18 protein-coding genes and 1 pseudogene are annotated in these 23154 nt (G+C 65.5%); 11 read left to right on the top strand and 8 right to left on the bottom strand.

What is annotated here, in order from left to right:
- Positions 1 to 44: 44 nt before the first annotated feature.
- Genes ABD002_RS02005 through ABD002_RS01995 form a run of 3 tightly spaced genes read right to left on the bottom strand, consistent with a single transcriptional unit; the run spans position 45 to position 3399 of the window.
- Complete coding sequence (locus ABD002_RS02005) at positions 45 to 1067, bottom strand: zinc-binding alcohol dehydrogenase family protein (RefSeq protein ID WP_343786593.1); 1023 nt, start codon at positions 1065 to 1067, stop codon at positions 45 to 47.
- The gene (locus ABD002_RS02000; RefSeq protein ID WP_343786591.1) at positions 1064 to 2131 is read right to left on the bottom strand and encodes an aldo/keto reductase; all 1068 of its coding nucleotides are present in this window, start codon (positions 2129 to 2131) and stop codon (positions 1064 to 1066) included. Before ABD002_RS02000 ends, ABD002_RS02005 begins: the two co-directional genes overlap by 4 nt.
- Positions 2132 to 2163: 32 nt before the next feature.
- Positions 2164 to 3399 carry an MFS transporter gene (locus ABD002_RS01995; RefSeq protein WP_343786589.1) on the bottom strand — a complete coding sequence of 412 codons (1236 nt, stop codon included), beginning with the start codon at positions 3397 to 3399 and terminating at the stop codon, positions 2164 to 2166.
- Between the two features lie 99 nt (positions 3400 to 3498).
- Between ABD002_RS01995 and ABD002_RS01990 the strand changes: the two genes are divergently transcribed.
- The 6 genes from ABD002_RS01990 (at position 3499) to ABD002_RS01965 (ending at position 12498) form a co-directional block, all read left to right on the top strand.
- Complete coding sequence (locus ABD002_RS01990; protein ID WP_343786587.1) at positions 3499 to 4425, top strand: LysR family transcriptional regulator; 927 nt, start codon at positions 3499 to 3501, stop codon at positions 4423 to 4425.
- Positions 4426 to 4519: 94 nt separating this feature from the next.
- Complete coding sequence (locus ABD002_RS01985; RefSeq protein WP_343786585.1) at positions 4520 to 5209, top strand: hypothetical protein; 690 nt, start codon at positions 4520 to 4522, stop codon at positions 5207 to 5209.
- A 173-nt stretch (positions 5210 to 5382) separates the two neighbouring features.
- Positions 5383 to 7992, top strand: a complete 2610-nt coding sequence (gene acnD, locus ABD002_RS01980; protein ID WP_343786583.1) for a Fe/S-dependent 2-methylisocitrate dehydratase AcnD — start codon at positions 5383 to 5385, stop codon at positions 7990 to 7992.
- Positions 7993 to 8171: 179 nt separating this feature from the next.
- A complete protein-coding gene (gene prpF / locus ABD002_RS01975) occupies positions 8172 to 9356 on the top strand; it encodes a 2-methylaconitate cis-trans isomerase PrpF (protein ID WP_343786581.1) in 1185 nt (394 codons plus the stop codon).
- Positions 9357 to 9752: 396 nt separating this feature from the next.
- On the top strand, positions 9753 to 11201 hold the full coding sequence (locus ABD002_RS01970) for a bifunctional 2-methylcitrate dehydratase/aconitate hydratase (protein ID WP_343786579.1): 1449 nt from the start codon (positions 9753 to 9755) through the stop codon (positions 11199 to 11201).
- A gap of 208 nt (positions 11202 to 11409) precedes the next feature.
- Entirely contained in the window at positions 11410 to 12498 is a 1089-nt protein-coding gene (locus tag ABD002_RS01965) for an OmpA family protein (protein WP_343786577.1), read from the top strand.
- Positions 12499 to 12650: 152 nt separating this feature from the next.
- Here the strand turns inward: ABD002_RS01965 and ABD002_RS01960 are convergent, their stop codons facing one another.
- A complete protein-coding gene (locus ABD002_RS01960; protein ID WP_343786575.1) occupies positions 12651 to 13451 on the bottom strand; it encodes an inositol monophosphatase family protein in 801 nt (266 codons plus the stop codon).
- Between the two features lie 134 nt (positions 13452 to 13585).
- On the opposite strand from ABD002_RS01960, the gene ABD002_RS01955 reads away from it, so the two are divergent.
- Complete coding sequence (locus ABD002_RS01955; protein WP_343786573.1) at positions 13586 to 14341, top strand: RNA methyltransferase; 756 nt, start codon at positions 13586 to 13588, stop codon at positions 14339 to 14341.
- Positions 14342 to 14504: 163 nt separating this feature from the next.
- Here the strand turns inward: ABD002_RS01955 and ABD002_RS01950 are convergent, their stop codons facing one another.
- Entirely contained in the window at positions 14505 to 15803 is a 1299-nt protein-coding gene (locus ABD002_RS01950) for a hemolysin family protein (protein ID WP_343786571.1), read from the bottom strand.
- Between the two features lie 297 nt (positions 15804 to 16100).
- Between ABD002_RS01950 and ABD002_RS01945 the strand changes: the two genes are divergently transcribed.
- Positions 16101 to 16730, top strand: coding sequence for a DUF47 domain-containing protein (locus ABD002_RS01945; RefSeq protein WP_343786569.1), 630 nt, complete (start codon positions 16101 to 16103; stop codon positions 16728 to 16730).
- 31 nt (positions 16731 to 16761) lie between these two features.
- Complete coding sequence (locus ABD002_RS01940) at positions 16762 to 17895, top strand: inorganic phosphate transporter (protein ID WP_343786567.1); 1134 nt, start codon at positions 16762 to 16764, stop codon at positions 17893 to 17895.
- Positions 17896 to 18038: 143 nt separating this feature from the next.
- Here ABD002_RS01940 and ABD002_RS01935 read toward each other — a convergent pair whose 3' ends face one another.
- Complete coding sequence (locus ABD002_RS01935) at positions 18039 to 18443, bottom strand: hypothetical protein (RefSeq protein WP_343786565.1); 405 nt, start codon at positions 18441 to 18443, stop codon at positions 18039 to 18041.
- 190 nt (positions 18444 to 18633) lie between these two features.
- On the opposite strand from ABD002_RS01935, the pseudogene ABD002_RS01930 reads away from it, so the two are divergent.
- Both ABD002_RS01930 and ABD002_RS01925 read left to right on the top strand, forming a co-directional pair.
- Positions 18634 to 18987, top strand: a pseudogene (locus ABD002_RS01930) (MGMT family protein); the annotation flags it as partial.
- A gap of 278 nt (positions 18988 to 19265) precedes the next feature.
- On the top strand, positions 19266 to 19574 hold the full coding sequence (locus ABD002_RS01925; protein WP_343786563.1) for a cupredoxin domain-containing protein: 309 nt from the start codon (positions 19266 to 19268) through the stop codon (positions 19572 to 19574).
- A gap of 13 nt (positions 19575 to 19587) precedes the next feature.
- Here ABD002_RS01925 and ABD002_RS01920 read toward each other — a convergent pair whose 3' ends face one another.
- Together ABD002_RS01920 and ABD002_RS01915 are read right to left on the bottom strand one after the other, a co-directional pair.
- Positions 19588 to 21027 (bottom strand): DUF1501 domain-containing protein, encoded by a 1440-nt coding sequence (locus ABD002_RS01920; protein WP_343786560.1) that lies wholly within the window; start codon positions 21025 to 21027, stop codon positions 19588 to 19590.
- A gap of 9 nt (positions 21028 to 21036) precedes the next feature.
- Positions 21037 to 22965 carry a DUF1800 domain-containing protein gene (locus ABD002_RS01915; protein WP_343786558.1) on the bottom strand — a complete coding sequence of 643 codons (1929 nt, stop codon included), beginning with the start codon at positions 22963 to 22965 and terminating at the stop codon, positions 21037 to 21039.
- Positions 22966 to 23154: the final 189 nt, after the last annotated feature.

The following is a 23154-nucleotide window of genomic DNA, read 5'->3' as shown; positions in this document are numbered from 1 at the left end:
GGCGCGATTCTGCGCGCCACGTCGACCTCGCGCCAAGGACTCCGTCATGTATTCCAGCCGGCCAGCGCAACTTTTCCGATCGTCTTGCCGGATTCGAGCTGAGCGTGCGCGGTGCGCAGGTTCGTCGCGTCGATCGGAAACAGTGTTTCAGTCAGCGTCGTGCGCAGTTCGCCGGCGTCGACGAGATCCGCGACACGGTTGAGTATTCGATGCTGCTCGATCATGTCCGCGGTCCTGAAGCGCGGGCGAGCGAACATCATTTCCCAGTGGATGCCGATGCATTTGGCTTTGTAGGGATCGCCGATCTTCAATGCGCCCTTGGGTTCCACGATCAGGCCGACGTGGCCCTGCGGCGCGAGGATTTCACCGATCGTTTCCCAGTAGCGATCGGTATCGGCGAGATTGATCACCGCATCGACCGTGGCAAAGCAGAGCGCCGCAAGTTGCGATTGCAGCGGCTGGCGATGGTCGACCACGTGTTGCGCACCCATCTGCCGGCACCATGCGATCGTTTCCGGCCGCGACGCGGTCGCGATCGTGACCAGTCCCGCGCGCCGCGCGAGCTGGATCGCGATCGAACCGACACCGCCGGCACCGCCGATGATCAGCAGCGACTTGCCGCGATCGGCGCCATCGGCGTCGAGGGGCATGCGCTGGAACAGCAGTTCCCAGGCGGTGATCGTGGTCAACGGCAGCGCGGCTGCCTGCGCGAAGTCGAGTGCCGCCGGCTTGCGACCGGCGATACGCTCGTCGACGAGTTGATACTGCGCGTTGCTGCCGGCGCGTGTGACGTCGCCGGCGTAGTACACCGCGTCGCCGGGCTTGAACAGCGTGACATCGGCACCGACGGCTTCGACGACGCCAGCGGCGTCGTAGCCGAGCACCTTCGGTTGTGCTTCAACCTGCGGCTTGGGCGAGCGTACTTTCGTATCGACCGGGTTCACCGATACCGCCTCGATGCGCACGAGCAGGTCGTGCGCGCCCGGCACCGGCTTCGGCAGTTCGACATCGAGCAACGACTGCGGGTCGGTGATCGGCAGGTAGCGGGTCAGGGCGATGGCTTTCATGGCTGTTTCCGGCCGAGGGTTTCGGCGATGGTCGGTACCGGCGGCGGATTGCGTTCGGTGAATTGGCCGTTCCAGTACGGGTAATAGGGATAGGGCGGTGTCACCACGCTGGCGGCGTCGAGCCGGGCGATCTGCTCCTGGTCGAGATTCCATCCGACCGCGCCCAGGTTCTGCCGGAGCTGCGCCTCGTCGCGCGCGCCGATCAGGATCGTCGCGACCGTCGGCCGCTGCAACAGCCAGTTCAGCGCGATCTGCGGAATGCTCTTGCCGGTTTCCGCGGCGATTTCGTCGAGCGCATCGACGACGCGGAACAGGCGTTCATCATCAACCGGCGGTCCGATGCTCGCGGTGTCGTGCAGGCGGCTGGTTGCCGGTGGCGCGCTGCCACGACGCAACTTGCCGGTCAGCCGGCCCCAGCCGAGCGGACTCCAGACCACCGCGCCGACGCCCTGGTCGAGTCCGAGCGGCATCAGTTCCCACTCGTAGTCGCGGCCGATCAGCGAGTAGTACGTCTGATTTGCAACGTAGCGCGGATAGCCATGGCGGTCGGCCACGGCCAGCGACTTCATCAGCTGCCAACCCGAGAAGTTCGAGACGCCGACGTAGCGGATCTTGCCGGCGCGGACGAGATCGTCGAGTGTCGACAGCACTTCCTCGATCGGCGTCATCGCGTCGAACGCGTGCAGTTGCAGCAAATCGATGTAGTCGGTGCCGAGGCGCTGCAGTGCGGCCTCGCAGGCGCGGATCAGATGGAAACGCGAGGAGCCGACTTCGTTCGGCCCGTCGCCGCTGCGCAGCGAGGTCTTGGTCGACAACAGCACGCGGTCGCGGCGGCCCTTGATGGCGGCGCCGAGAATCGTTTCGGAAGCGCCGTCCGAATAGACATCGGCGCTGTCGAACAGGTTGACGCCGGCGTCGAGGCAGATGTCCACCAGCCGGCGCGCCTCACCGGCATCGGTATTGCCCCAGGCACTGAACAGCGGCCCCTTGCCGCCGAACGTGCCGGCGCCGAAGCTCAGCGCGGGTACTTTCAGGCCGGAAGCGCCCAAATAGCGGTATTCCATGACAACACTCCTTGATCGGAAACGGGTAGAGATCAGGCCGATGCTTCGCAGAGGACGCGTTCGCCGGGACGGGCCAGTGCGGGGCGGCCTGCGGCGCGGCGGTCGAGCATCGCGCTCCACAGAGCCAGTCCGAGGCCGGACAAGGTCACCAGCGCGGCGGCCCAGGTCACCGCGCCGTAGCCGGGGCCGCGCTCGATGACCACACCACCAAGCCACGCGCCGATCGCGTTACCCAGGTTGAACGCGGCGATATTGAAGCTCGAAGCGAGACTCTGGCCGCCGGCCGCCTTCTGCAGCACCCGCAGCTGCAGCGGCGCGACCGTCGCGAACGCGGCAACGCCGAGCAGGCCGACGAACGCGATTGCCGCCGGTTTGCTGTGCAACGCGAAGCCCATGGCGGCGAGCACGACGGCGAGCGCGGCGAGCGTACCGAGCAGGGTCGGCATCAGCCGGCGATCAGCGAGCCGGCCACCGAGCAGGTTGCCGACGATCAGGCCCACGCCGAATACGAGCAGGATCGGCGAGACCGCACCGTCCTCGAAGCCGGTCACGCGGGTCAGGATCGGCTGGATGTAGGTGAATACCGCGAACACGCCGGCAAAGCCGAGCACAGTGGTCAGCAGGCCGAGCAGTACCTGTGGGCGCGCGATGATCCGCAGCTCGTCGCGGAACGCGACCGGTTGCGTGTCGCCGCGGTCGCGCGGGACCAGCGCGGCGATGACGATCGTCGCGACCACGCCGATGCCGGCGACCGCCCAGAACGTCGCGCGCCAGCCGAAATGCAGGCCGAGCCATGCGCCGGCCGGTACGCCGAGCAGTGTTGCCACGGTCAGGCCGGTAAACATCGTCGAGATCGCCGAGGCCTTGCGGTCGGCCGCGACGAGGCCGGTGGCGACCACTGCGCCGACGCCGAAGAAGGTGCCGTGCGCCAGCGAGGTGATCACGCGCGCGATCATCAGCGTGGTGTAGTCCGGCGCCAGCGCGCAGGCCAGGTTGCCGAACGTGAAGATCACCATCAGCGCAACCAACGCGGTCTTTCGCGGCAGGCGGCCGGTCGCGGCGGTCAGCAGCGGCGCGCCGACGAACACGCCGAGCGCATAGCCGGAGATCAGCAGGCCGGCCGTGGCGATCGTCACGTGCAGATCGGATGCGACCTGCAACAGCAGGCCCATGATCACGAATTCGGTGGTGCCGATGCCGAACGCGCCGGCGGTCAGCGCGTACAGCGCGAGCGGGGTGCGGGGGCGGGGAACTGCAGTGCGGGTCATGGGCGCGCCGGATCAAAGAAGACGGCATAGCCTGAGCGCTTGCAGATTATTGAAAAACCGCCATTATCAGCAATCAGTTTCAGTAATTTATTGATAGTGATGGATCGGATCGGTGACATCAGCCTGTTCCTGCGCGTGCTCGATCTCGGTTCGATCAGCGCAGCGGCGCGCAGCTTCGATCTGTCGGTCGCGGTCGCCAGCCAGCGGCTGAAGCGGCTGGAGCAGCAGCTCGGCGTGCGCCTGCTGCATCGGACCACGCGCCGCCTGCACGCGACCCCGGAGGGCGCCGCGCTGGCGGAACGCGGCCGCGTACTGGTCGAGGATCTGGAGGCGCTGACCACCGACCTGCGCCAAGCCGGCGAGCAAGCGAGCGGCACCTTGCGCATGACCGCATCGGCGTCGTTCGGCAGGCAATACCTGTCGCCGCTGCTGCCGGAATTTCTCTCGCGCTATCCGAAGGTCAGGATCAGCGTGGATCTCGATGACCGCCTGCAGGATCTGGTCGGCGCGGGTTATGACCTCGCGATCCGTATCGGCGCGCTCGACGATTCGAACCTGGTCGCGCGCCGGATCGCGACCAACCGCCGCGTGCTGTGCGCATCGCCGGACTATCTCGCGCGGCGCGGTGCACCGGCGGCTCCGGCCGATCTCGCCGCGCACGACTGCGTGATCCTGACCGGCCGGCAGGGACGCCAGGACCTCTGGCGCATGCTGGACGCGGCCGGCCGCGAAACCAGCGTGCGCGTCACGGGCCGCTTTGAATGCAACTACGGCGAGGTGCTGCGCGACGCGGCCGTTGCCGGGCTCGGCATCGCGCTGCATTCGACTTGGCACGTCTGGGAGGACTTGCGCAGCGGCCGCCTCAGGCACGTGCTGCCGGAGTGGCAGATTCCCGAGTCGGCGATCCATGCGGTCATGCCGCAGCGCCGGCTGGTGCCGCTGCGGGTACGCGCGTTCGTGGATTTTCTTGCAGAGAAATTCGGCGATGTTCCGCCGTGGGAGCGCGATCTCGCGCCGCACGATTGAGCCGCACAGCGTGCGGCGAATGCACATCGTGTCGCGTTGTCGCCGCATCGCAGGCCTGAGCTATGCTCCGGTCGAGCATCGAAGTGGAGGAAGCATGCGCGGAATCCTGTTTCTGATCCTGTTGCTGCCTGCGCTGGCGTGCGCTGCGCCCGATCGGGCGGGCCTGATCCGCGCTTGGGAAACCGAGCTGCGCCGCGATGGTCCGCTGGATGCGTTGCCTGACGGCAGTTACCACTTCAAGAGCGAAGCGCTGGGTTATGACGGCCATGTGCGCGTACTGACCGCGATCGTGCACGAGGACGCGCGTCTCGCACAGGTCGATGCGGCGATGCTGGCGAACGGCACGGTCGACTTCGAACTCGCTGATCTGTCTGCTGAACAAGGCAAATCGATGGGCCTGATGAGCTGGAAGGCCGAACGGCAGAATTTTGTGTTCGACAGAGACAAGCAAGCGTGGTCGTCGATGGCGGAATGGTCGTCCGCTCGCTACAGCGACCATGCGCCGAGCGGAATCGGTGCATGGCTGCGGGACAACGCGGTCATCGTTCTGCTCGTCGCCTTGCTCGCGATGGTGTTTTGGATGACCGCGCGCCAATTCCGCAAGGCGCGCGGCTTGCTGGCCGAATCGGGCGAGGTCAATCGCATGGGGCGCGAGAACATCGAACGCGCGGGGCAGTTGCGCGATGCGCAGGCCGCGGCGATGCGCGAATCGCTGGATCTTGCGCGGCGCAATGCCGAGACGCTCGAGGCGATCCTGCTCGAGTTGCGGCGACACCGGAACTGATTCCGGACGGGTTTCCCGCGGCGAGCCGATCGTGCGGTGGGCGAATCTGGCAAAATGAGCGGCCCTGCGGCGACCACGGCCGCGCCTGTCTCTCTCTCCGCAACGGAATCCCGCCGTGACCCGGCTCGGTTCCCTGATCGCGCCTGCCGCGTGCTTCCTTTCCGACCACAGCCATGAACACCGACTACCGCAAACCGCTGCCGGGCATCTCGCTCGACTATTTCGACGCGCGTGCCGCCGTCGATGCGATCCAGCCCGGCGCGTGGGACGCGCTGCCGTACACCTCGCGCGTGCATGCCGAGAACCTCGTGCGCCGCGCCGAGCCCGCGCGGCTCAACGATTACTTGTCGCAGTTGATCGAGCGCAGACGCGACCTCGATTTCCCGTGGTTTCCGGCACGTGTCGTGTGCCATGACATCCTCGGCCAGACCGCGCTGGTCGACCTTGCCGGTCTGCGCGATGCGATTGCCGACAAGGGCGGCGATCCAGCGCAGATCAACCCGGTCGTGCCGACCCAGTTGATCGTCGATCACTCGCTCGCGGTCGAGTGCGGCGGCTACGATCCGGATGCGTTCACGAAGAACCGCGCGATCGAGGACCGCCGCAACGAAGATCGTTTCCACTTCATCGACTGGACCAAGAAGGCGTTCCGCAACGTCGATGTGATCCCGCCCGGCAACGGCATCATGCACCAGATCAATCTGGAGCGGATGAGCCCGGTGATCGGCGTGCAGGATGGCGTCGCCTATCCGGACACCTGCGTCGGCACCGACAGCCACACGCCGCATGTCGACGCGCTCGGCGTGATCGCGGTCGGCGTCGGTGGACTCGAGGCCGAGAGCGTCATGCTCGGGCGGGCCTCGTGGATGCGCCTGCCCGACATTATCGGCGTCGAACTGACCGGCAAGCCGGCGCCCGGCATCACCGCGACCGACATCGTGCTCGCGCTGACCGAGTTCCTGCGCCAGTCGAAGGTCGTTGGCGCCTACCTCGAATTCTTCGGCGAAGGCGCGGCCGCGTTGACGCTCGGCGATCGCGCGACGATCTCGAACATGACGCCGGAATTCGGCGCGACCGCGGCGATGTTCTCGATCGACCAGCAGACGCTCGACTACCTGCGCCTGACCGGCCGCGACGAGCAGCAGGTGCGCCTCGTCGAAACCTATGCGAAGGAAGCCGGACTGTGGGCCGATGCGCTGAAGAGCGCACGGTACGAGCGCGTGCTGACATTCGACCTGTCGAGCGTCGTGCGCAACATGGCCGGCCCGTCGAATCCGCACAAGCGCTTGCCGACCAGCGATCTCGCCGCGCGCGGCATCGCCGGCAACTTGGACGCCGCACGCGCGCAGGAAGCCGAAGGGCTGATGCCCGATGGTGCGGTCATCATCGCCGCGATCACCAGCTGCACGAACACCTCCAATCCGCGCAACGTGATCGCCGCCGCGCTGCTCGCGCGCAACGCGAACGCGAAGGGCCTGGTGCGCAAGCCGTGGGTCAAGTCCTCGTTGGCGCCGGGCTCGAAGGCCGTGCAGCTGTATCTGGAGGAAGCCGGCTTGTTGCCGGAACTCGAGCAGCTCGGTTTCGGCATCGTCGGGTTCGCCTGCACGACATGCAACGGCATGAGCGGTGCGCTCGATCCGGCGATCCAGCAGGAGATCATCGATCGCGACCTGTATGCGACCGCCGTGCTGTCGGGCAACCGCAACTTCGACGGCCGCATCCACCCTTACGCGAAGCAGGCCTTCCTCGCCTCGCCGCCGCTGGTGATCGCCTATGCGATCGCCGGCACGATCCGCTTCGACATCGAGAAGGATGTGCTCGGCCACGATGCGAACGGCCAGCCGGTCACGCTGAAGGACCTCTGGCCGAGCGACGCCGAGATTGACGCGATCGTGCGCCAGAGCGTCAAGCCCGAGCAGTTCCGCAAGGTCTACGGGCCGATGTTCACCCTGGCGGTCGACAACGGCGAGAAGGTCAGCCCGCTGTACGACTGGCGCGCGCAAAGCACCTACATCCGCCGTCCGCCGTACTGGGAAGGCGCGCTGGCCGGCGCGCGCGCGCTCACGGGCATGCGTCCGCTCGCCGTGCTCGGCGACAACATCACGACCGACCATCTGTCGCCGTCGAACGCGATCCTGCCGACCAGCGCGGCCGGCGAATACCTCGCGAAGATGGGCCTGCCCGAAGAGGACTTCAATTCGTACGCGACGCACCGCGGCGATCATTTGACGGCGCAGCGGGCGACGTTCGCGAACCCGAAGCTGATCAATGAAATGGCCGTCGTCGACGGCCAGGTCAAGCCGGGCTCGCTCGCACGCATCGAGCCGGAAGGCCAGGTCACGCGCATGTGGGAAGCGATCGAGACCTACATGGAGCGCAAGCAGCCGCTGATCATCATCGCCGGCGCCGACTACGGTCAGGGCAGCTCGCGCGACTGGGCGGCCAAGGGCGTGCGCCTCGCCGGCGTCGAGGCGATCGTCGCCGAAGGCTTCGAGCGCATCCACCGCACGAATCTGATCGGCATGGGCGTGCTGCCGCTCGAGTTCAAGCCCGGCACGAACCGCAAGACGCTCGGCATCGACGGCACCGAAACCTTCGACGTGGTTGGTGAGCGCACGCCGCGCGCCGATCTCACGTTGGTCATCCAGCGCCGCGACGGCGAGCGCGTCGAGGTCGTCGTGACCTGCCGCCTCGACACCGCCGAGGAAGTGGCGATCTACGAGGCGGGCGGCGTGCTGCAGAGGTTTGCGCAGGATTTCCTGGAGTCGTCGAAGGCGGCTTGAGGCCATTCCGTTCGGAGTTTGCGGGACTTCCAAATCCAATCCCGTTGTCCCGGCGAATGCCGGGACCCAGCGTCTTCAGGCAGGGGCAAAGGGCACCGGGTCCGAGCGTACGCCGGGACGACGAAGAGGTTGGCGTTTTCCGATCACGTGTCGCAGCCAGAACAACAGGACTTCCCACGATGCAGCACCTGCCACAAGTCAAAATTCCTGCCACCTACATGCGCGGTGGCACCAGCAAAGGCGTGTTCTTCCGCCTGCAGGACCTGCCGCCCGCTGCGCAGGTGCCGGGAAAGGCGCGTGACGCGCTGCTGCTGCGCGTGATCGGCAGCCCCGACCCGTACGGCAAGCAGATCGACGGCATGGGCGGGGCGACCTCGAGCACGAGCAAGACCGTCATCCTCGCGCCCAGCACGCGCGCCGATCACGATGTCGACTACCTGTTCGGCCAGGTCTCGATCGACCGGCCGTTCGTCGACTGGTCCGGCAACTGCGGCAACCTGTCGGCTGCGGTCGGTTCGTTCGCTATCGCCAGCGGCCTGGTCGATCCCGCTCGCATTCCGCAGGATGGCGTCGCCACGGTACGCATCTGGCAAGCGAATATCGGCAAGACGATCGTCGCGCACGTGCCGATCACGAACGGCGAGGTGCAGGAGACCGGTGATTTCGAACTCGACGGCGTGACGTTCCCGGCCGCAGAAGTCCAGCTCGAGTTCCTCGACCCGGCCGATGAGGGCGACGGCGACGGCGGAGGGGCGATGTTCCCGACCGGCCGCCTCGTCGACGATCTCGAGGTGCCCGGCGTCGGCACGCTGAAGGCGACGTTGATCAATGCGGGCATCCCGACGATCTTCATCAACGCCGAGGCGATCGGCTACGCCGGTACCGAATTGCAGGACGCGATCAACGGTGATGCGAAGGCGCTGGCGATGTTCGAGACGATCCGTGCGCACGGTGCCATCAAGATGGGCCTGATCAAGGACGTTGCCGAAGCGGCGACGCGTCAGCACACGCCGAAGGTCGCTTTCGTTGCCAAGCCGGCCGATTACGTGGCTTCCAGCGGCAAGGCGATCCGTGCGGCGGATATCGATCTCAACGTGCGCGCGCTGTCGATGGGCAAGCTGCACCACGCGATGATGGGCACGGCGGCAGTGGCGATCGGCACCGCCGCCGCGATCCCTGGAACGCTCGTCAACCTCGCGGCCGGGGGCGGCAAACGCGAGGCCGTGCGTTTCGGTCATCCTTCGGGCACGTTGCGCGTCGGCGCCGAGGCGCGTCAGGTTGACGGTGCATGGACGGTGACCAGGGCGATCATGAGCCGCAGCGCACGTGTGTTGATGGAAGGCGTGGTACGAGTGCCGGCGTGACGTGATCGCCGGCGCTTGCAGCCCTCTCCCCGAGCTTGCTTGGGGGGAGAGGGTTGGGTGAGGGGGCGGGGCCACACACCGTGCGAGACCGCGATGTTCGCGGCAAAGCCCGCGCGAACACGTTTCGATTCGATGGCCGCCATGGCATCTTGCGGCGGCTCGCTCCGCATGCAGCCTCGCCCCCTCACCCCAGCCCTCTCCCCCAACGAAGCAGCCGTTGGGGGAGAGGGGGCAAAAGCGGCGAGCCGTGAAAATCGGCCGCGGCTATCCCTGCTCAGTGTGCAGTGTGGGAACGATCCCGCGGCCGGGGTTGGATACGGGCACACCGCGATGCCAAATGCTGTGCGAGGATTGCCAGACCGGCATCGCCATGCGCTGCGGCGCGAGGGAAGTCCGATGAGCCACTCCGATATCCGCTCGGCCGTCCGGCCGCAGCCCGACCAGCCGATGGTCGACATCGCCAATTACGTCGCCGACTACCCGATCGCGTCGAAGGAAGCCTACGACACCGCGCGCTACATGCTGCTCGACTCGCTGGCCTGCGCGATGCTGGCGATGAAATTTCCCGAATGCGTGAAGCATCTCGGGCCGCTGGTGCCGGGCGCAACGCTGCCGGGTGGCGCGAAGGTGCCGGGCACGAGCTTCGAACTCGATCCGGTGCAGGCCGCCTACAACATCGGCGTGCAAGTGCGCTGGCTGGACTTCAACGACACCTGGCTCGCCGCGGAGTGGGGCCATCCGTCGGACAATCTCGGCGCAATCCTCGCCGTCGCGGACTACCTGTCGCGCAAGGCCGAGCGTGAAGGCGGCAAACCGCTGACCGTGCGTGACGTGCTCGGATTTGCGATCAAGGCGCACGAAATCCAGGGCTGCTACGCGTTGAAGAACTCGTTCAACCGCGTCGGCCTCGACCATGTGATCCTGGTCCGTCTGGCCTCGACTGCCGTGACGACGCAGATGCTCGGCGGCGGCAAGGAGGAAATCATCAACGCGGTCAGTCACAGCTGGATCGACAACGGCGTGCTGCGCACCTACCGCCACGCGCCGAACACCGGTCCGCGCAAGAGCTGGGCGGCGGGCGACGCCTGCCGCCGCGCGGTCACGCACGCGCTGAATGCGGTCAAGGGTTGCGTCGGCTATCCGTCCGCGCTGTCGGCGAAGACCTGGGGCTTCTACGATGTCGCGTTCAAGGGCAAGGCGTTCGAGTTCGAGCGGCCGTTCGGCAGCTACGTGATGGAAAATGTCCTTTTCAAGATCAGCTACCCGGCCGAATTCCACGCGCAGACCGCGGTCGAGTGCGCGATGCAGCTGCATCCGCAGGTGGCCGGCAAGCTCGACCGGATCGAGAAGATCGTGATCGAGACCCAGGAAGCTGGCATGCGCATCATCGACAAGACCGGCCCGCTCGCGAATTACGCCGATCGCGACCACTGTATCCAGTACATGGTGGCGGTGCCGCTGATTTTCGGTCGCCTGAGCGCCGACGATTACACCGACACGGTTGCTGCCGATCCGCGCATCGACGCCCTGCGCGAGCGGATGACGGTTGTCGAAAATCCGCAATTCACGAAAGATTACTTTGACCCGGACAAGCGCTACATCGGCAATTCGGTGCAGGTGTTCTTCAAGGACGGCAGCTCGACCGACAAGGTCTCGATCGATTATCCGATCGGCCATCGCAAGCGCCGCGCCGAGGGTATTCCTGTACTGCTGCGCAAGTTCGAAATGGCGTTGGCGGGGCATTTGCCGGCGCATCGGGTGCAAACGATCGTCGAGGCCAGCCGTCGGGCCGAGGCGCTCGATACGATGCCCGTCCACCATTTCATGGATTTGTTCACAACTTGAACTGACCTCAACCTTAACGGCATCTTCACATAGTGGTAGCTGATCGATGGCGTTGTGGCTACACTTCCGCCGCAGCCCTGAAGCCGTGGTAAAGTGTTAAATACACGTTTCCTCGACGTCATTCCGACGTAGAATAGAAACGGTTGTAGGCGTCCTGCGTACGGCTGGGCGGACGCGTGAAATACCAAAACGAGAGAGGAGACTCTGAATGAAACGTAATGCCCTAAGTGCGCTCATCGCCTTGGCGCTCATCGGTGGCAGCGCCGCCGCCAGCGCGCAGGATTTCGGCAATTGGTACATCGCTCCGCGCATCGGTGCGGATATCCCAGACAGCAACCGCAAGACGGACGCGTCCGTTTGGGGTGGCATCGGCGTCGGCGTGTGGGTCAACCCGCACCTCGCTGTCGATTTCGAATACACGATGAACAACGCGAGCTTCAAGGACAGCTCCTGGCGCCCGAACCACGAGTGGGAAAGCGTCGGTCTCGGCGTGTCCGGCCGCTGGTTCTTCGGCGACGAGGGCGCGCAGTGGCGTCCGTACGTGATGGGCGGCGTTGGCGCGCTGCGTCATGCCGCGTACTCGGGCTTCCTGCTCCATGCCAAGGGTTACCACGAGAACGGCTGGGACCCGATGGTCACGGTCGGCGGCGGTATCCAGTACAACCTGAACGAGCGTATGGCGCTGCGTGGTGAAATCGCCGCGCGTTACGACAAAGACAACAACACGCGTGGCCAGCTCTCCGATGCGCTCGGCTACAGCATCTCGCACAAGGGCGGTTACACCGACGGCATCGTCAGCGTAGGCCTGGTCTACAACTTCGGTGGCCATGCTGCGCCGGCCCCGGCTGAAAAGCCGGTTGCTCCGCCGCCGCCGCCGCCGCCGCCGGTTGAAGAGCCGGCTCCGCACAACGTCGTCATCGACCTGCGCGGCGTCAACTTCAAGTTCGATCGTCCGAAGCACGGCGAGAAGCACATCGAGCCGACTCTGCAGGTTCCGACGGCTGATTCGATCGCGATCCTCGACCAGGCGGTCGACGTGCTGAAGCGTCAGCCGGAAGTCAAGGTTGAGCTCGACGGCCATACCGACGCGATCGGTGGCGACGCGTACAACCAGAAGCTGTCCGAGCGTCGTGCGCAGATCGTGAACGACTACCTGATCGCGCATGGCGTCAGCCAGAGCCAGATCGTCGGCGTCAAGGGTTTCGGCAAGACGCAGCCGATCGACACGAACGCGACCAAGGAAGGCCGTGCGCGCAATCGCCGCACCGAGCTGAAGGTCGAGAACCAGGGTCACTAAGACCGGTTCGCAGCAGTAACGAAAAAGCCCGGCGCAAGCCGGGCTTTTTCTTTGGGGCCGTCACTTGTGCGATCGTCCGTGTCGTTGCCGTCGCACGCGGTGTTCACGGAACCCACAAGCGGCCATCCATGGCCGCGCTATTCACGAAAAGCTCAACGTGCCAGCACCGGGGTCAGTTCCGGCGCAATCGCCTTGACCATCGCGTTGACCACGGACACGTTGCCGGCGACCAGGTTGCCGCTTTCCGGCAGGCCGTCCTGACCGGTGAAATTGCAGTAGCGCCCGCCGGCTTCGCGCACCAGCACGCAGGCCGCGGCCATGTCCCAGGGCATCAGGCCGATCTCGTAGAAACCGTCGAGGCGGCCCGCTGCGACATACGCCAGATCAAGCGCGGCCGAACCGGTGCGGCGGACGTCCTCGGCCTCCGCGAGCAGCGCCCGCGTCATGCCGAGTTGTGCTTCGAGATGGCGGCGCTGGCGATACGGGAAGCCGGTCACCAGCAGCGCGCCGCCCAAGCCGTCGCGCTTGCCGACGCGGATGCGGCGATCGTTGAGATAGGCGCCGTTGCCCTTGTCGGCGGTGAACAGTTCGTCACGCAGCGGGTCGTAGACGACGCCGAGCGTGGGCTCGCCGTTCTCGAGCAGCCCGATCGAGACCGAAAAATGCGGAAATCCGCGCAGGTAGTTGTGCGTGCCGTCGAGCGGATCGATGACCCAGACATTGCGCGAGTTGCCGGACTGGCCGGATTCCTCGCCAAGCGTCGCGTCGCGCGGATAGGCGCGTTTCAGTTCGCGTATGATCTCCGCCTCCGCGAGCTTGTCCACTTCGGACACGTAGTCGTGGCGCTGCTTCTCGATGACATCGAGACTGTCCAGGCGGTTCATGTAGCGCAGGATGATCTGGCCGGCGGCGCGCGCGGCGCGCACCGCCACGTTGACGGCGGGTCTTGGCATGATGGTTCCGCTGGGCGGGGTTGGAAAGAACGGCGCGCGGTATCGTGACCGCGCGAGCGGCGCGCAGATTAACAGATCGCCGTGCGCCGACCAAACCTGCTTCCGCAAGACAGCCCGATGAATCACTCCACCGAATGACCGAATCTCCCGACAACGCGTTCGCGCGTATCCGTTTCGTGCTGGTCAATACCTCGCATCCGGGCAACATCGGTGCCGCTGCGCGCGCGATCCGCACAATGGGCCTGCGCCGGCTCTCGCTGGTCACGCCACAGGCGTTCCCGCATGAGAACGCCACGGCAATGGCCGCCGGCGCCGACGATGTACTCGCCAGCGCTGAGCTCAGCGCCGATCTCCCCGCCGCGATCACGGACTGCCGCCTCGTGCTCGGCGCCACCGCGCGCCGCCGCGGTGTCGCGCTGGAGGAACTGGATCCGCGCGAGGCGGCACAACGCGTGCTCGCGGCCGCCGCGGCAGGCCAGGAAGTCGCGCTGCTGTTCGGCAACGAGCGCACCGGCCTCGACAACGACGAGATCAAGCGCTGCCACGCAGCGATTGCGATCCCGAGCGATCCGACCTATTCGTCACTGAATCTCGCACAGGCCGTGCAGGTCGTCGCCTACGAGCTGCGCATGGCCTGGCTGGCCGGCGCGGTGACCAGGGACGCCCAGGCGGAACCGGGCGCGAGCGCGGCGGACATGGAGGAATTCTTCGACCACCTCGCCCGGACCCTGGACGACATCGATTTCCACAAGGGCCGTTCGCCGCGCACGATCCTGCAGCGTCTGCGCCGCTTCTTCCTGCGCGCGGCGCCGGATCTGCGCGAATTGCGCGTGCTGCACGGCATCCTTGCGGATGCGTCGCGGATGGCGCGTTTGGCGCGCGAGGAGTGATCGGGGAAGCGGTGAGCCGTGAGCGTCACCGCACGCCTCCTCGTCATCCCGGCCCCGCGACAGGCTCAGAACAGGCCGGGCTTTGCCGGCGTGGGTACGAGGGAACCGGATCCCGGTTTTCATCGGGATGACGAGTGGATGAGGCTGTCGCCGGCTACCGGATTCAGCTCCCGGCCTTCGCAATCAACAACTTGTCGATGCGCGCGCCGTCAAGGTCGACGACCTCGAAGCGAAAGCCGTTCCAGCTGAAATGCTCACCGGGCTGCGGAATCCGTCCGAACTGCGCCATCACCATGCCGGCGGCAGTGCGGAAATCATGGTCTTCCTCGTTCGGCAGCTCGGTCAGGCCGAGCAGCTCGCGCAGGTCGTCGATGCCGACGCTGCCGTCGACCAGCCAGCTGCCATCGTCGCGCTGCACGATCGGGTGCTCGCGCGCCTCCATGAGCGGCGCCGCGGTCTTGCCGACGACCGCGGAGAGCAGGTCGTTCAGCGTGACCAGGCCTTCGATGTCGCCGTACTCGTCGACGACCAGCGCCAGCGGCGTCTCGGCATCGCGGAATTCCTCCAGCAGGTCCAGCGCACGGGCGGTCGCCGGCACGTAGAGCGGCTTTGCCAGCGTGCCGAACAGATCGGCCAGCGCGCCGCGCCCGATCCGGCCGATCACGCGCTTGACCTCGAGCACGCCGAGGATCTCCTGCTCGTCGCCACGGTAGACCGGATAGCGCGAATAGGGCGTCTCGCGCATCACCGCGAGGTTGTCGTCGACGGATGCGTCTGCGTCGAGCCAGGCAATGCGCATGCGCGGCGTCATTACGCTGTCGACGCTGCGGTCGCCGAGGCGCAGCACTCGGTTGACCATGTTGCGCTCGTCCGAGTCGATCACGCCCTGATCCGCGCCCTCGGCGACGAGCAGGCGGATTTCCTCCTCGCTGATCTGCTCGCGGCTGGCCTTGTCCATGTGCAGCATCCGCAACAGTGCGCGGGTCAGCGTGATCAGCACGAACGCGAACGGCATCGCCAGCCAGGTCATGAAGCGCATCGGCACAGCAACCGCTGTCGCGAACTTCTCCGGGTCAACGAGTGCGATGCGCTTCGGTGCGAGTTCGCCGAGCAGCATGTTGAAGAAGGTGATGCCGGCAACGCTCAACGAAACGCCGATCAGGACGCTGTAGGGCGCGAGCCAGGGAACGTCGAGTGCGTCGAACGCGATGCTGATGCGGTCGCCGATGTCCTTGCCGAGCGCGGCACCGGCGCTGATCTGCAGCAGGGTGATGAACACCTGCACGGTCGCGAGGAAGCTTTCGGGCTGCTGGATCAGCGCCAGCGCGACCTGCGCGCGGCGGCTTTCGCGGGCGAGCTGCTTGAGGCGGCTGCGGCGCGCGGTCATCAGGGCCATCTCGCTGAGCGCGAAGAAGCCGTTGCACAGCGCCAGCAGGACGACGAGAACGAATTCGATCAGCATCCGGCTGAATACCCCACGGGCCCGACCCGGAGTGTAGCAATGTCGCGATGCGGGTCCTCAATCGCATCGTCCGTGCCGCGAAGCCGGGACGCTCCCGCCCGGCTTGCGTGCTGCTGTAACATAAACGTCATTTGCTGGCTCGGGTCCTCACACGAGGGCCGGGCGAACAAGGCGGCCCATGGACGTGCCGCCCGCGTGTGACGCGAAGCGCCGCGCGCGATCAGGATCAACCCCGGCCTCGCGCGTGCGCAGGGCACTCCGCAACCGCCACTCCGGCGGTCTACAAAAGGCGCGACCATGTTCTCGTTGCAGACCATTTTCGGCAAAGGTGACAAGTTCTACGGGCTGCTGGAGGCGAGCGCCGATGCCGCGCGCGAATCGGCCGTCGCGCTGGTGCGCATGTTCCAGGCGCGGCCGCTCGCGCCGTCGCTCGACGAGTTCATGCTGGCGCGCAAGCGCGAGAAGGATCTGTCCGCGCAGATCAGCCAGGAACTGGTCAACACCTTCGTGACCGCGCTGGATCGCGAGGACATCGAGGCGTTGTCGGCTTCGCTGAACAAGATCACCAAGTCGATCTCCAAGTTCGCCGAGCGCTATGCGCTGGCCGCGGACCGCCTCGGCGACGTCGACTTCGCCACGCGCGCGGCGCTGCTCGAAAAAGCGGCCGAGGTCATCACGCAGATGGTCGCGCAGCTGCGTCGCGGCATGAACCTCGAAGCGATGAAGGCGCTGAACGACCGCCTGCAGGCGATCGAGAACGAGGCGGATCGCCTGCTCATCGAGCTGTACCGCGATCTCTACAGCGGCCGCCATGAGCCGATCCGCATCCTGCTGCTGAAGGACTTGTTCGAACTGCTGGAAAAGGCGATTGACCGCTGCCGTGACGCCGGCAACGTGGTCTACCAGATCGTCCTCAAGAACTCCTGACACCTGCCGCGCACAACTAGGATCGTCGTCGATGGAACTGACCCTTGTGCTGCTGGTCGTGCTGATCGCGCTGGCATTCGAATACATCAATGGCTTCCACGACACCGCGAACTCGATCGCGACCGTCGTTGCGACCAAGGTGCTGAGTCCGGGGCAGGCGGTGCTGCTCGCGGCGGCGACGAACCTGGTCGGTGCGCTCGCCGGCACCGCGGTCGCCAAGACGATCGCGTCCGGATTGATCGATACCAACATCGTGACGGTCACCCCGGTCGTGCTGATCTGCGCCCTGCTCGGCGCGGTGGTCTGGAACCTGATCACCTGGTGGTGGGGTTTGCCGTCCAGTTCGTCGCATGCGCTGGTCGGTGGCCTGTGCGGCGCCGCGGTGGCGGCTGCGCACGATAACTGGTCGGCGATCATCTGGGCACAGGGCGGCTTGCACTGGTGGGGCGAGAAGGGTGTGCTGCCCAAGGTCGTGGTGCCGATGGTGACCTCGCCGGTCGCCGGCTTCATCATCGGCCTGCTGCTGATGGGCCTGCTTTTCTCGCTGATCGAATTTCTCGGTTCGCGCAAGGGACCGCTGCAAAAGCTCGGTCGCACACGCTTCGCGAACGCGTTCTTCGGCAAGGCGCAGCTCGTATCGGCGAGCGCGATGGGCCTGTCGCACGGCCTCAACGACGCGCAGAAGACGATGGGCATCATCGCGCTCGCGCTGGCCGGCGCGACGGCGTCGGGCACCCTCGATCATGTGCCGTCGTGGCTGCATTTCCTGCGCATCGAGGAAGATGCCGGCCGCCAGTTCGAGATCGCCGTGTGGATCAAGGTGCTGTGCGCGCTGGTGATGGCCGCCGGCACCGCGGTCGGCGGCTGGCGCATCATCAAGACGCTCGGCCACAAGATGGTCAAGCTGCACCCGATCAATGGCTTTGCAGCCGAAACCGCATCGGCCAGCGTGATCCTGACCGCCTCGCATTTCGGCATTCCGGTCTCGACCACTCACAACATCTCGGCGGCGATCCTCGGTGTCGGCATGGCCAAGCGTGCGAACGCGATCCGATGGACCATCGTCGAGCGCATGGTCTGGGCCTGGATCCTGACGTTGCCGGTCACCGGCGGCATCGCCTGGCTGCTGGTCGAGGCGGCGCGGATGCTGGGCTGGCTGGTTTGAAAGGACGGGAGCGGGGAAAGCCTTTCTTGCTCGTCATCCCGGCGAAAGCCGGGACCCGGTGCCTTTCGTGCCGATCGAAGTCAGGACCCTGGGTCCCGGTGTGCGCCGGGACGACACAGTAGCCTCAGATACCGGATACCAACTCAGAGCGTATCGCCACCGCTCGAAAGCGCCTGTTCCATGCGGTCGCCGAGCGTGCCGAGTTCCTCGATCACGCGTTCGATTTCCGATTCGGAGAGCAGCCCGTAGGGCCGGTTCTCGCACAGGTGCAGGTACGGCGAGCCCTCGAGATCGCTCAGCGCGAGATAGCCGGTGCGTTGTTCCCAGTTGAAGCGCAGGCAGCGCGTGCCATCCATTCCGGTGTACGGGCCGATCGGTGTCGAGATGCGCAGGTATTTCGCGCCATCCTCGTCCTCCATCTCGGCGAGATACAGGCCCTGATGCCGGCCATCGGCGAAGGTCAGGTCGAAGCTGATCAGGTACGGATCGTTCGTGCGCAGCGCGTGACGGCTGCCGACGTGGGAGCGGATCTGTTCGAAACTCTGCACGGCACTCTCCTGTAGTTTGCAAAACCGGGCATCCTGCCACGGTTTGCAAACAAACGGTCGCGGCAAAGCCGCGCCACCTTTGTCGCGACAAGCACTTGCGTGCTTGGCGCGGCGGCACATCCTTGTGCCGGAGTGGTTTTCAAACCACTCTCCCCGTTTGGTTCGGTCCGTATGCTAGCGTGCGCCGCCGATGAAGTCAGTCCGCACCAATCCGCCGCCCGGGCACGCCGAGATTCACCGCACGATCGCGGCGATTCCGTCCGGCAGGGTGGCCAGCTATGGCGAAATCGCGATGCGCGCCGGCCTGCCCGGTCGCGCGCGACTGGTCGGACGTGTGCTCGGTGAGACGCCGCCCGGCGTCGAACTGCCGTGGCATCGCGTGCTGCGTTCCGACGGCCGCATCGCGTTCCCGCCGGGCAGCCGCGCGTTCCGCGAGCAGGTGCGCCGGCTCGCCGCTGAGGGCGTGCTGACCCGGAACGGGCGCGTCGATCTCGCGTTGCATGGCTGGGAGCGGAATCTCGATGATCTGCTGTGGGGGCCGCCGAAGCCCATCGCACCTCGTAAACCACACGCCGGGGCAGACCGGCTGCAGCGGCCGCGTCAGCGGCGTTCTGCGCGACCCGAGTCATGACCTGCCACTTTTCTGTGGGCAGGCGGGATCCATCCGCACCATGGAAACATGATGGCCGTCACGAGCGTGCGCGCGTGCCTGGCGATAATCCGGAAATGTGCATACTCGTCAGCCGGATCCTCGTCGCATCCTCGCTACTGGCCGCTTCCGCAACAGCATGGTCGGCTGGCTATATCGTGAACGTCGGAGGCATGACGGGCACGTTCACACCGGCGACGCTCACGATCGCTGCGGGCGACACCGTGACCTTCGTCAACAAGGGCGGCAGTCACAATGCCGTGGCGAGCGATGGCTCGTTCCGCTGCGCGCGCGGCTGCGATGGAAAGGGTGGCAGTGGCGCGCCGAGCAACATGAACTGGGTTGCCAAGGTCACCTTTCCCAAGCCCGGTTCAGTCGGTTATTTCTGCGAGGTTCACGGCACGCCAACCAGCGGCATGCGTGGGACGATCATCGTGCAGCCGACCACGCCGGTCGAGCTGCAGTCGTTCGAAGTCGACTGAGCTCCACCTGCGCTCAAACGAAGCCGAGATTCCTCGCGCTGAAATTGGCGAGATTCGGGAACAACAGGGTGATATCGCTGCCGCTCAAGCCGAACCAGTTCGCGAGCGTGGCCGAGTATTGGTCCACCGATGTGGTCGGAATGATCTGGCCGTAGCCGGAGTCGTTCGGATTGCTGGCTGAATTGAGCAAACTCGGCATTTGCGCCGAGCCCGTGCCGCTCAGGTTGTCGCCATAGAACTTGCCGCCGTTGACCGCGCCGCCGACGACGAATTGATGGGAGCCCCAGCCGTGGTCCGTACCGCCGTTGTTGGGGGACAGCGAGCGGCCGAAGTCCGAGGCGGTGAACGCAGTGGTCGTGTTCGCAAGACCAACGCTTGCGAGCGCGTTGTAGAAGCCGGCCAGTGATCTGGACAGCAACGGAAGCAAACCCTGATGCTGGGCCAGCTCGTCATTGTGCGTGTCGTAGCCGCCGGTGGTGACGAAGAACACCTGGCGTTTGAGCCCCGAGTACCCTGCGACATTGTTGTAGGCCGCCCAGATGAGCCGGGCGACGGTCTGCAACTGGGAGTCGATATCGTAGCCAGTGGGAGTCGGGAAGAACGAGGCGAATGTCGGAGTCGGCGGTGCCAGCGCTGCACTGATGATGCTCGCCGTATCGATCGAATGCTTCAGCGTTGCAGCGTAGGTGCGCTCCAGCGCATTGGCCTGCGTGCCGGCGGTGCGCAGGGAATCGAACGCGGCCTGGATGCCGCTGCCGGCAGGATCGTAGGGATAGTTCAGGGTCGAGGCGCTGGTCGCATTCATGACGTAACCGTTGACGTCCTGCCCGCGGACAAACGCGTCCATGCCGTTGAGTCCGGTAAGGATGGGCAGGCCCGGCGGATTGGCGCTGGCCACCAGATCGGCGACGCGGCCGCCCCAGCCGCTGAGCGGTGTATTGCTGGGCGGGGAGGACTGCCAGTATGAGGACTGGTCGGCGTGCGAGAACAACTGCGGCGGCAAGGCCGGCAAGCCGTTCTGGTACTGATCCTTCGTGACCGGGCCGACCAGGGTGCCGACGTTGGCGACAACGGCCGCGTGCCCCGCGTTGAAGAGCGTCGCCAGTTCCGGCATCCCTTGATGCAGCCCGTAGGTACTGCCGTCGCCCGGACTGCCGGCGCCGTTGGTCGGTGCGTTCAGCGCACGCAACTGCGCTGACGGCAACGCCAATCCCGGACGCACGTTCTGATAAGCGGTACGTGCCGGACCCGACATCGGCACCACGGTATTGAAGCTGTCGTTGCCGCCGTACAGGAAGACGCAGACCAACGCCTTGTAGTCGTTGAACGCGTAATAGCCGGCGCGCGTAGCCGCCTGCACCAATTGGAGGCTGCCGAGCGCCGAAAACGCGCTGACTCCGCCCAGCGCAGCGCAGAGGCTGTCATGGATGAACTTGCGACGATCGGGGCGCATGCCGGTGGCCTATTTCTGGATGACGTATTCGGGCGAGGTATGAATCAGATACAGCGCGCGCTTGATGCGCTCCTGTCGCCAATCCCCACCATTGGCCCATGTGGAATCGATGACGTTCAGGTAACTGATCAGGGTCTGACGCATGAACGGCGACATCTGCCCGGACATGAAACGTGTGCTGTAGGCATCGACCAGGCGATCGGAGGGATCGGCCGCTCCACCGCTGCCGCTGCCGGCCAGTGCGAAGTCCTGTGCGGAGTTGATCTTCACGTCGCCAAACTGGTCGGTCGAACCGCATGCGTCCGCAATATCCGAATTCAACGCATAGTTCTCGAACGCATTGCTGCTATTGGAGATGATGCTGTCGGTGTTGATCTGGAATTCAGGCCCGAGCAGACCGCGCGTCACCATCTCGCCCGGTGGCAGAAAGCTCGGTTTGAAGAAGTTGAACACGGTCAGCGCGTCCAGTGACGCCTGGGCCACACCACTTCCGTATTGGGTATCCGCGGTGTTCCACGCATTGCCGCCGTAGCGGTACGGCTGGTTGGCGTAGTTGATTGCTGCCGTGGTTCCGCTCGCCGGCAGGTTCTGTCCGCAGGCGTGCCGGGCGCCCATCGCGCGCCAAAGATGGGTCAGGCGCAACAAGGGTTCGCGCAGTTTTCCGAAGGTATCCGGACTCTGCCACTGGCCGTTGCGTGATTCGGGATCGAGCAGGATCGCCTGCGCCACGGACTGAAGCTGGTTCTGGCTTTGCCGATTGTTGTTGAATACTGTCGCCACGCGCTGCACGTAGGCCGGGCTGGGATTACTCGTCACCAGGCGCTGGATCAGCTGCTTGCTGATGAAAGGTGCGACATTCGGATGGTTGTAGACGTTGTCGAGCGCGAAGCTCAGGTCCGATTGCGCGGTACCGCCATTCGCGAGTACACCGCCGCTGGCGGCGCCGGGGTAGCTCAACAGCTGCTTGTTGGAAATGTCGTCGGGCAGGCGGGTGCCGTTGTCGTGGTAGCTCGGTGAAATGGCCGGATACAGCGGGTTGGTCGTATCGAACGCGACCATCGGCGTCAGGAAGTTGGCGCCGGTGGTGTAGTCCGGCCCGCAGCCGTTGAAGTTGTCGCTGCCATTCGCATCGCAGTCGGCCCAGTTCCAGCCGGTAAACACGTGGGCGAACGCCGACACCGTGCTCTGCGTATAGGTCGGGATGGGCTGACCGCTACCGGAGAGTTTCACCGTGCCATCGGGATTCAGCATCACCAGCCCGATGCTGAAGAGCTGATTGATCTCGCGTGCGTAGTTCTCGTCCGGATGGATGTTCAACGCAGCGTTGGCGCGCTGGTTGCCCATCATGTTGAGATAGACGCCCATCGCCGGACTCTTCGTCACCTGTTCGAGCAGGGTGCGATAGTTGCCGAACGCATTGCTGGCAAGAATGTCGTAGTAGTACGCCACTCCCGGAGCGAAGCCGTTGAGCGTCGTGTTCTGGTCGGAAACGACCATGATCTCGCTCAGTGCGAAGGCCATGCGCTGGCGCAATTGATCGGTGTGGACGATGTTGTTGTTCTGCGGATCAGGGCCACCGAGCGCACCCAGGAACCATGCTTCCTGCCGATTGTTCTGGCCGATCTGCTCGTGGAGTGTGGTGCCGATCCAGTTGAGATAGCTCATCTCGAGTGTCGGCGTCGCAGCGAATTGCTCGGCGAGCCAGGCCTGGTACCCGATCGCGCGCAGGTGGTGGATATCCGCATCCGTCGGCCCGAATGTGGCCTGGGCCAGGAACCGTGCGGCGTCGGCATCGCTGAATGGTCCCGCAGCTACGCCTTCGAAACCGTCGTGGAACATGATGTCCGGCGCGTGGCTCGGTCCCGTCTGCGCGGATGCGGCGGCGGCGAGGCTCACGCCGACGCCGAAAGCCACCCACTTCGGCAGCAACTTGCGCATAGATGCACAAATGGAAATTGGCATGAACGTGCCCCTTGGCGACGATCGCTACGCTAGCAGTCCATGCGGGACACAACAATGACGGCGCGCACAGTTCGTAACGCAGCGGGCATCAATCAGATTGTCATGAAACCGGTCTTTCACGAGGCCGCGGCCGCGCATGGAGACGCGCAGCGGGGTGGGGTCGCC

The organism is Dokdonella soli, assembly GCF_039523175.1.
Classification (GTDB): Bacteria; Pseudomonadota; Gammaproteobacteria; order Xanthomonadales; family Rhodanobacteraceae; genus Dokdonella_A; species Dokdonella_A soli.
The sequence above is the reverse complement of the archived record's forward strand: the minus strand, read 5'-3'. Positions and strand labels throughout refer to the sequence as shown.

What these genes read in the sequence shown, in the direction of transcription:
- ABD002_RS01965 (WP_343786577.1), top strand. Translation starts at nt 11,410, where the DNA reads ATGAAACGTAATGCCCTAAGTGCGCTCATCGCCTTGGCGCTCATCGGT.
- ABD002_RS01945 (WP_343786569.1), top strand. Translation starts at nt 16,101, where the DNA reads ATGTTCTCGTTGCAGACCATTTTCGGCAAAGGTGACAAGTTCTACGGG.
- ABD002_RS01955 (WP_343786573.1), top strand. Translation starts at nt 13,586, where the DNA reads ATGACCGAATCTCCCGACAACGCGTTCGCGCGTATCCGTTTCGTGCTG.
- ABD002_RS01920 (WP_343786560.1), bottom strand. Translation starts at nt 21,027, where the DNA reads ATGCGCCCCGATCGTCGCAAGTTCATCCATGACAGCCTCTGCGCTGCG.
- ABD002_RS01995 (WP_343786589.1), bottom strand. Translation starts at nt 3,399, where the DNA reads ATGACCCGCACTGCAGTTCCCCGCCCCCGCACCCCGCTCGCGCTGTAC.
- ABD002_RS01950 (WP_343786571.1), bottom strand. Translation starts at nt 15,803, where the DNA reads ATGCTGATCGAATTCGTTCTCGTCGTCCTGCTGGCGCTGTGCAACGGC.
- ABD002_RS01970 (WP_343786579.1), top strand. Translation starts at nt 9,753, where the DNA reads ATGAGCCACTCCGATATCCGCTCGGCCGTCCGGCCGCAGCCCGACCAG.
- ABD002_RS01925 (WP_343786563.1), top strand. Translation starts at nt 19,266, where the DNA reads ATGACGGGCACGTTCACACCGGCGACGCTCACGATCGCTGCGGGCGAC.
- ABD002_RS01990 (WP_343786587.1), top strand. Translation starts at nt 3,499, where the DNA reads ATGGATCGGATCGGTGACATCAGCCTGTTCCTGCGCGTGCTCGATCTC.
- ABD002_RS02005 (WP_343786593.1), bottom strand. Translation starts at nt 1,067, where the DNA reads ATGAAAGCCATCGCCCTGACCCGCTACCTGCCGATCACCGACCCGCAG.
- ABD002_RS01960 (WP_343786575.1), bottom strand. Translation starts at nt 13,451, where the DNA reads ATGCCAAGACCCGCCGTCAACGTGGCGGTGCGCGCCGCGCGCGCCGCC.
- acnD (WP_343786583.1), top strand. Translation starts at nt 5,383, where the DNA reads ATGAACACCGACTACCGCAAACCGCTGCCGGGCATCTCGCTCGACTAT.
- ABD002_RS01915 (WP_343786558.1), bottom strand. Translation starts at nt 22,965, where the DNA reads ATGCGCAAGTTGCTGCCGAAGTGGGTGGCTTTCGGCGTCGGCGTGAGC.
- ABD002_RS01985 (WP_343786585.1), top strand. Translation starts at nt 4,520, where the DNA reads ATGCGCGGAATCCTGTTTCTGATCCTGTTGCTGCCTGCGCTGGCGTGC.
- ABD002_RS02000 (WP_343786591.1), bottom strand. Translation starts at nt 2,131, where the DNA reads ATGGAATACCGCTATTTGGGCGCTTCCGGCCTGAAAGTACCCGCGCTG.
- ABD002_RS01940 (WP_343786567.1), top strand. Translation starts at nt 16,762, where the DNA reads ATGGAACTGACCCTTGTGCTGCTGGTCGTGCTGATCGCGCTGGCATTC.
- prpF (WP_343786581.1), top strand. Translation starts at nt 8,172, where the DNA reads ATGCAGCACCTGCCACAAGTCAAAATTCCTGCCACCTACATGCGCGGT.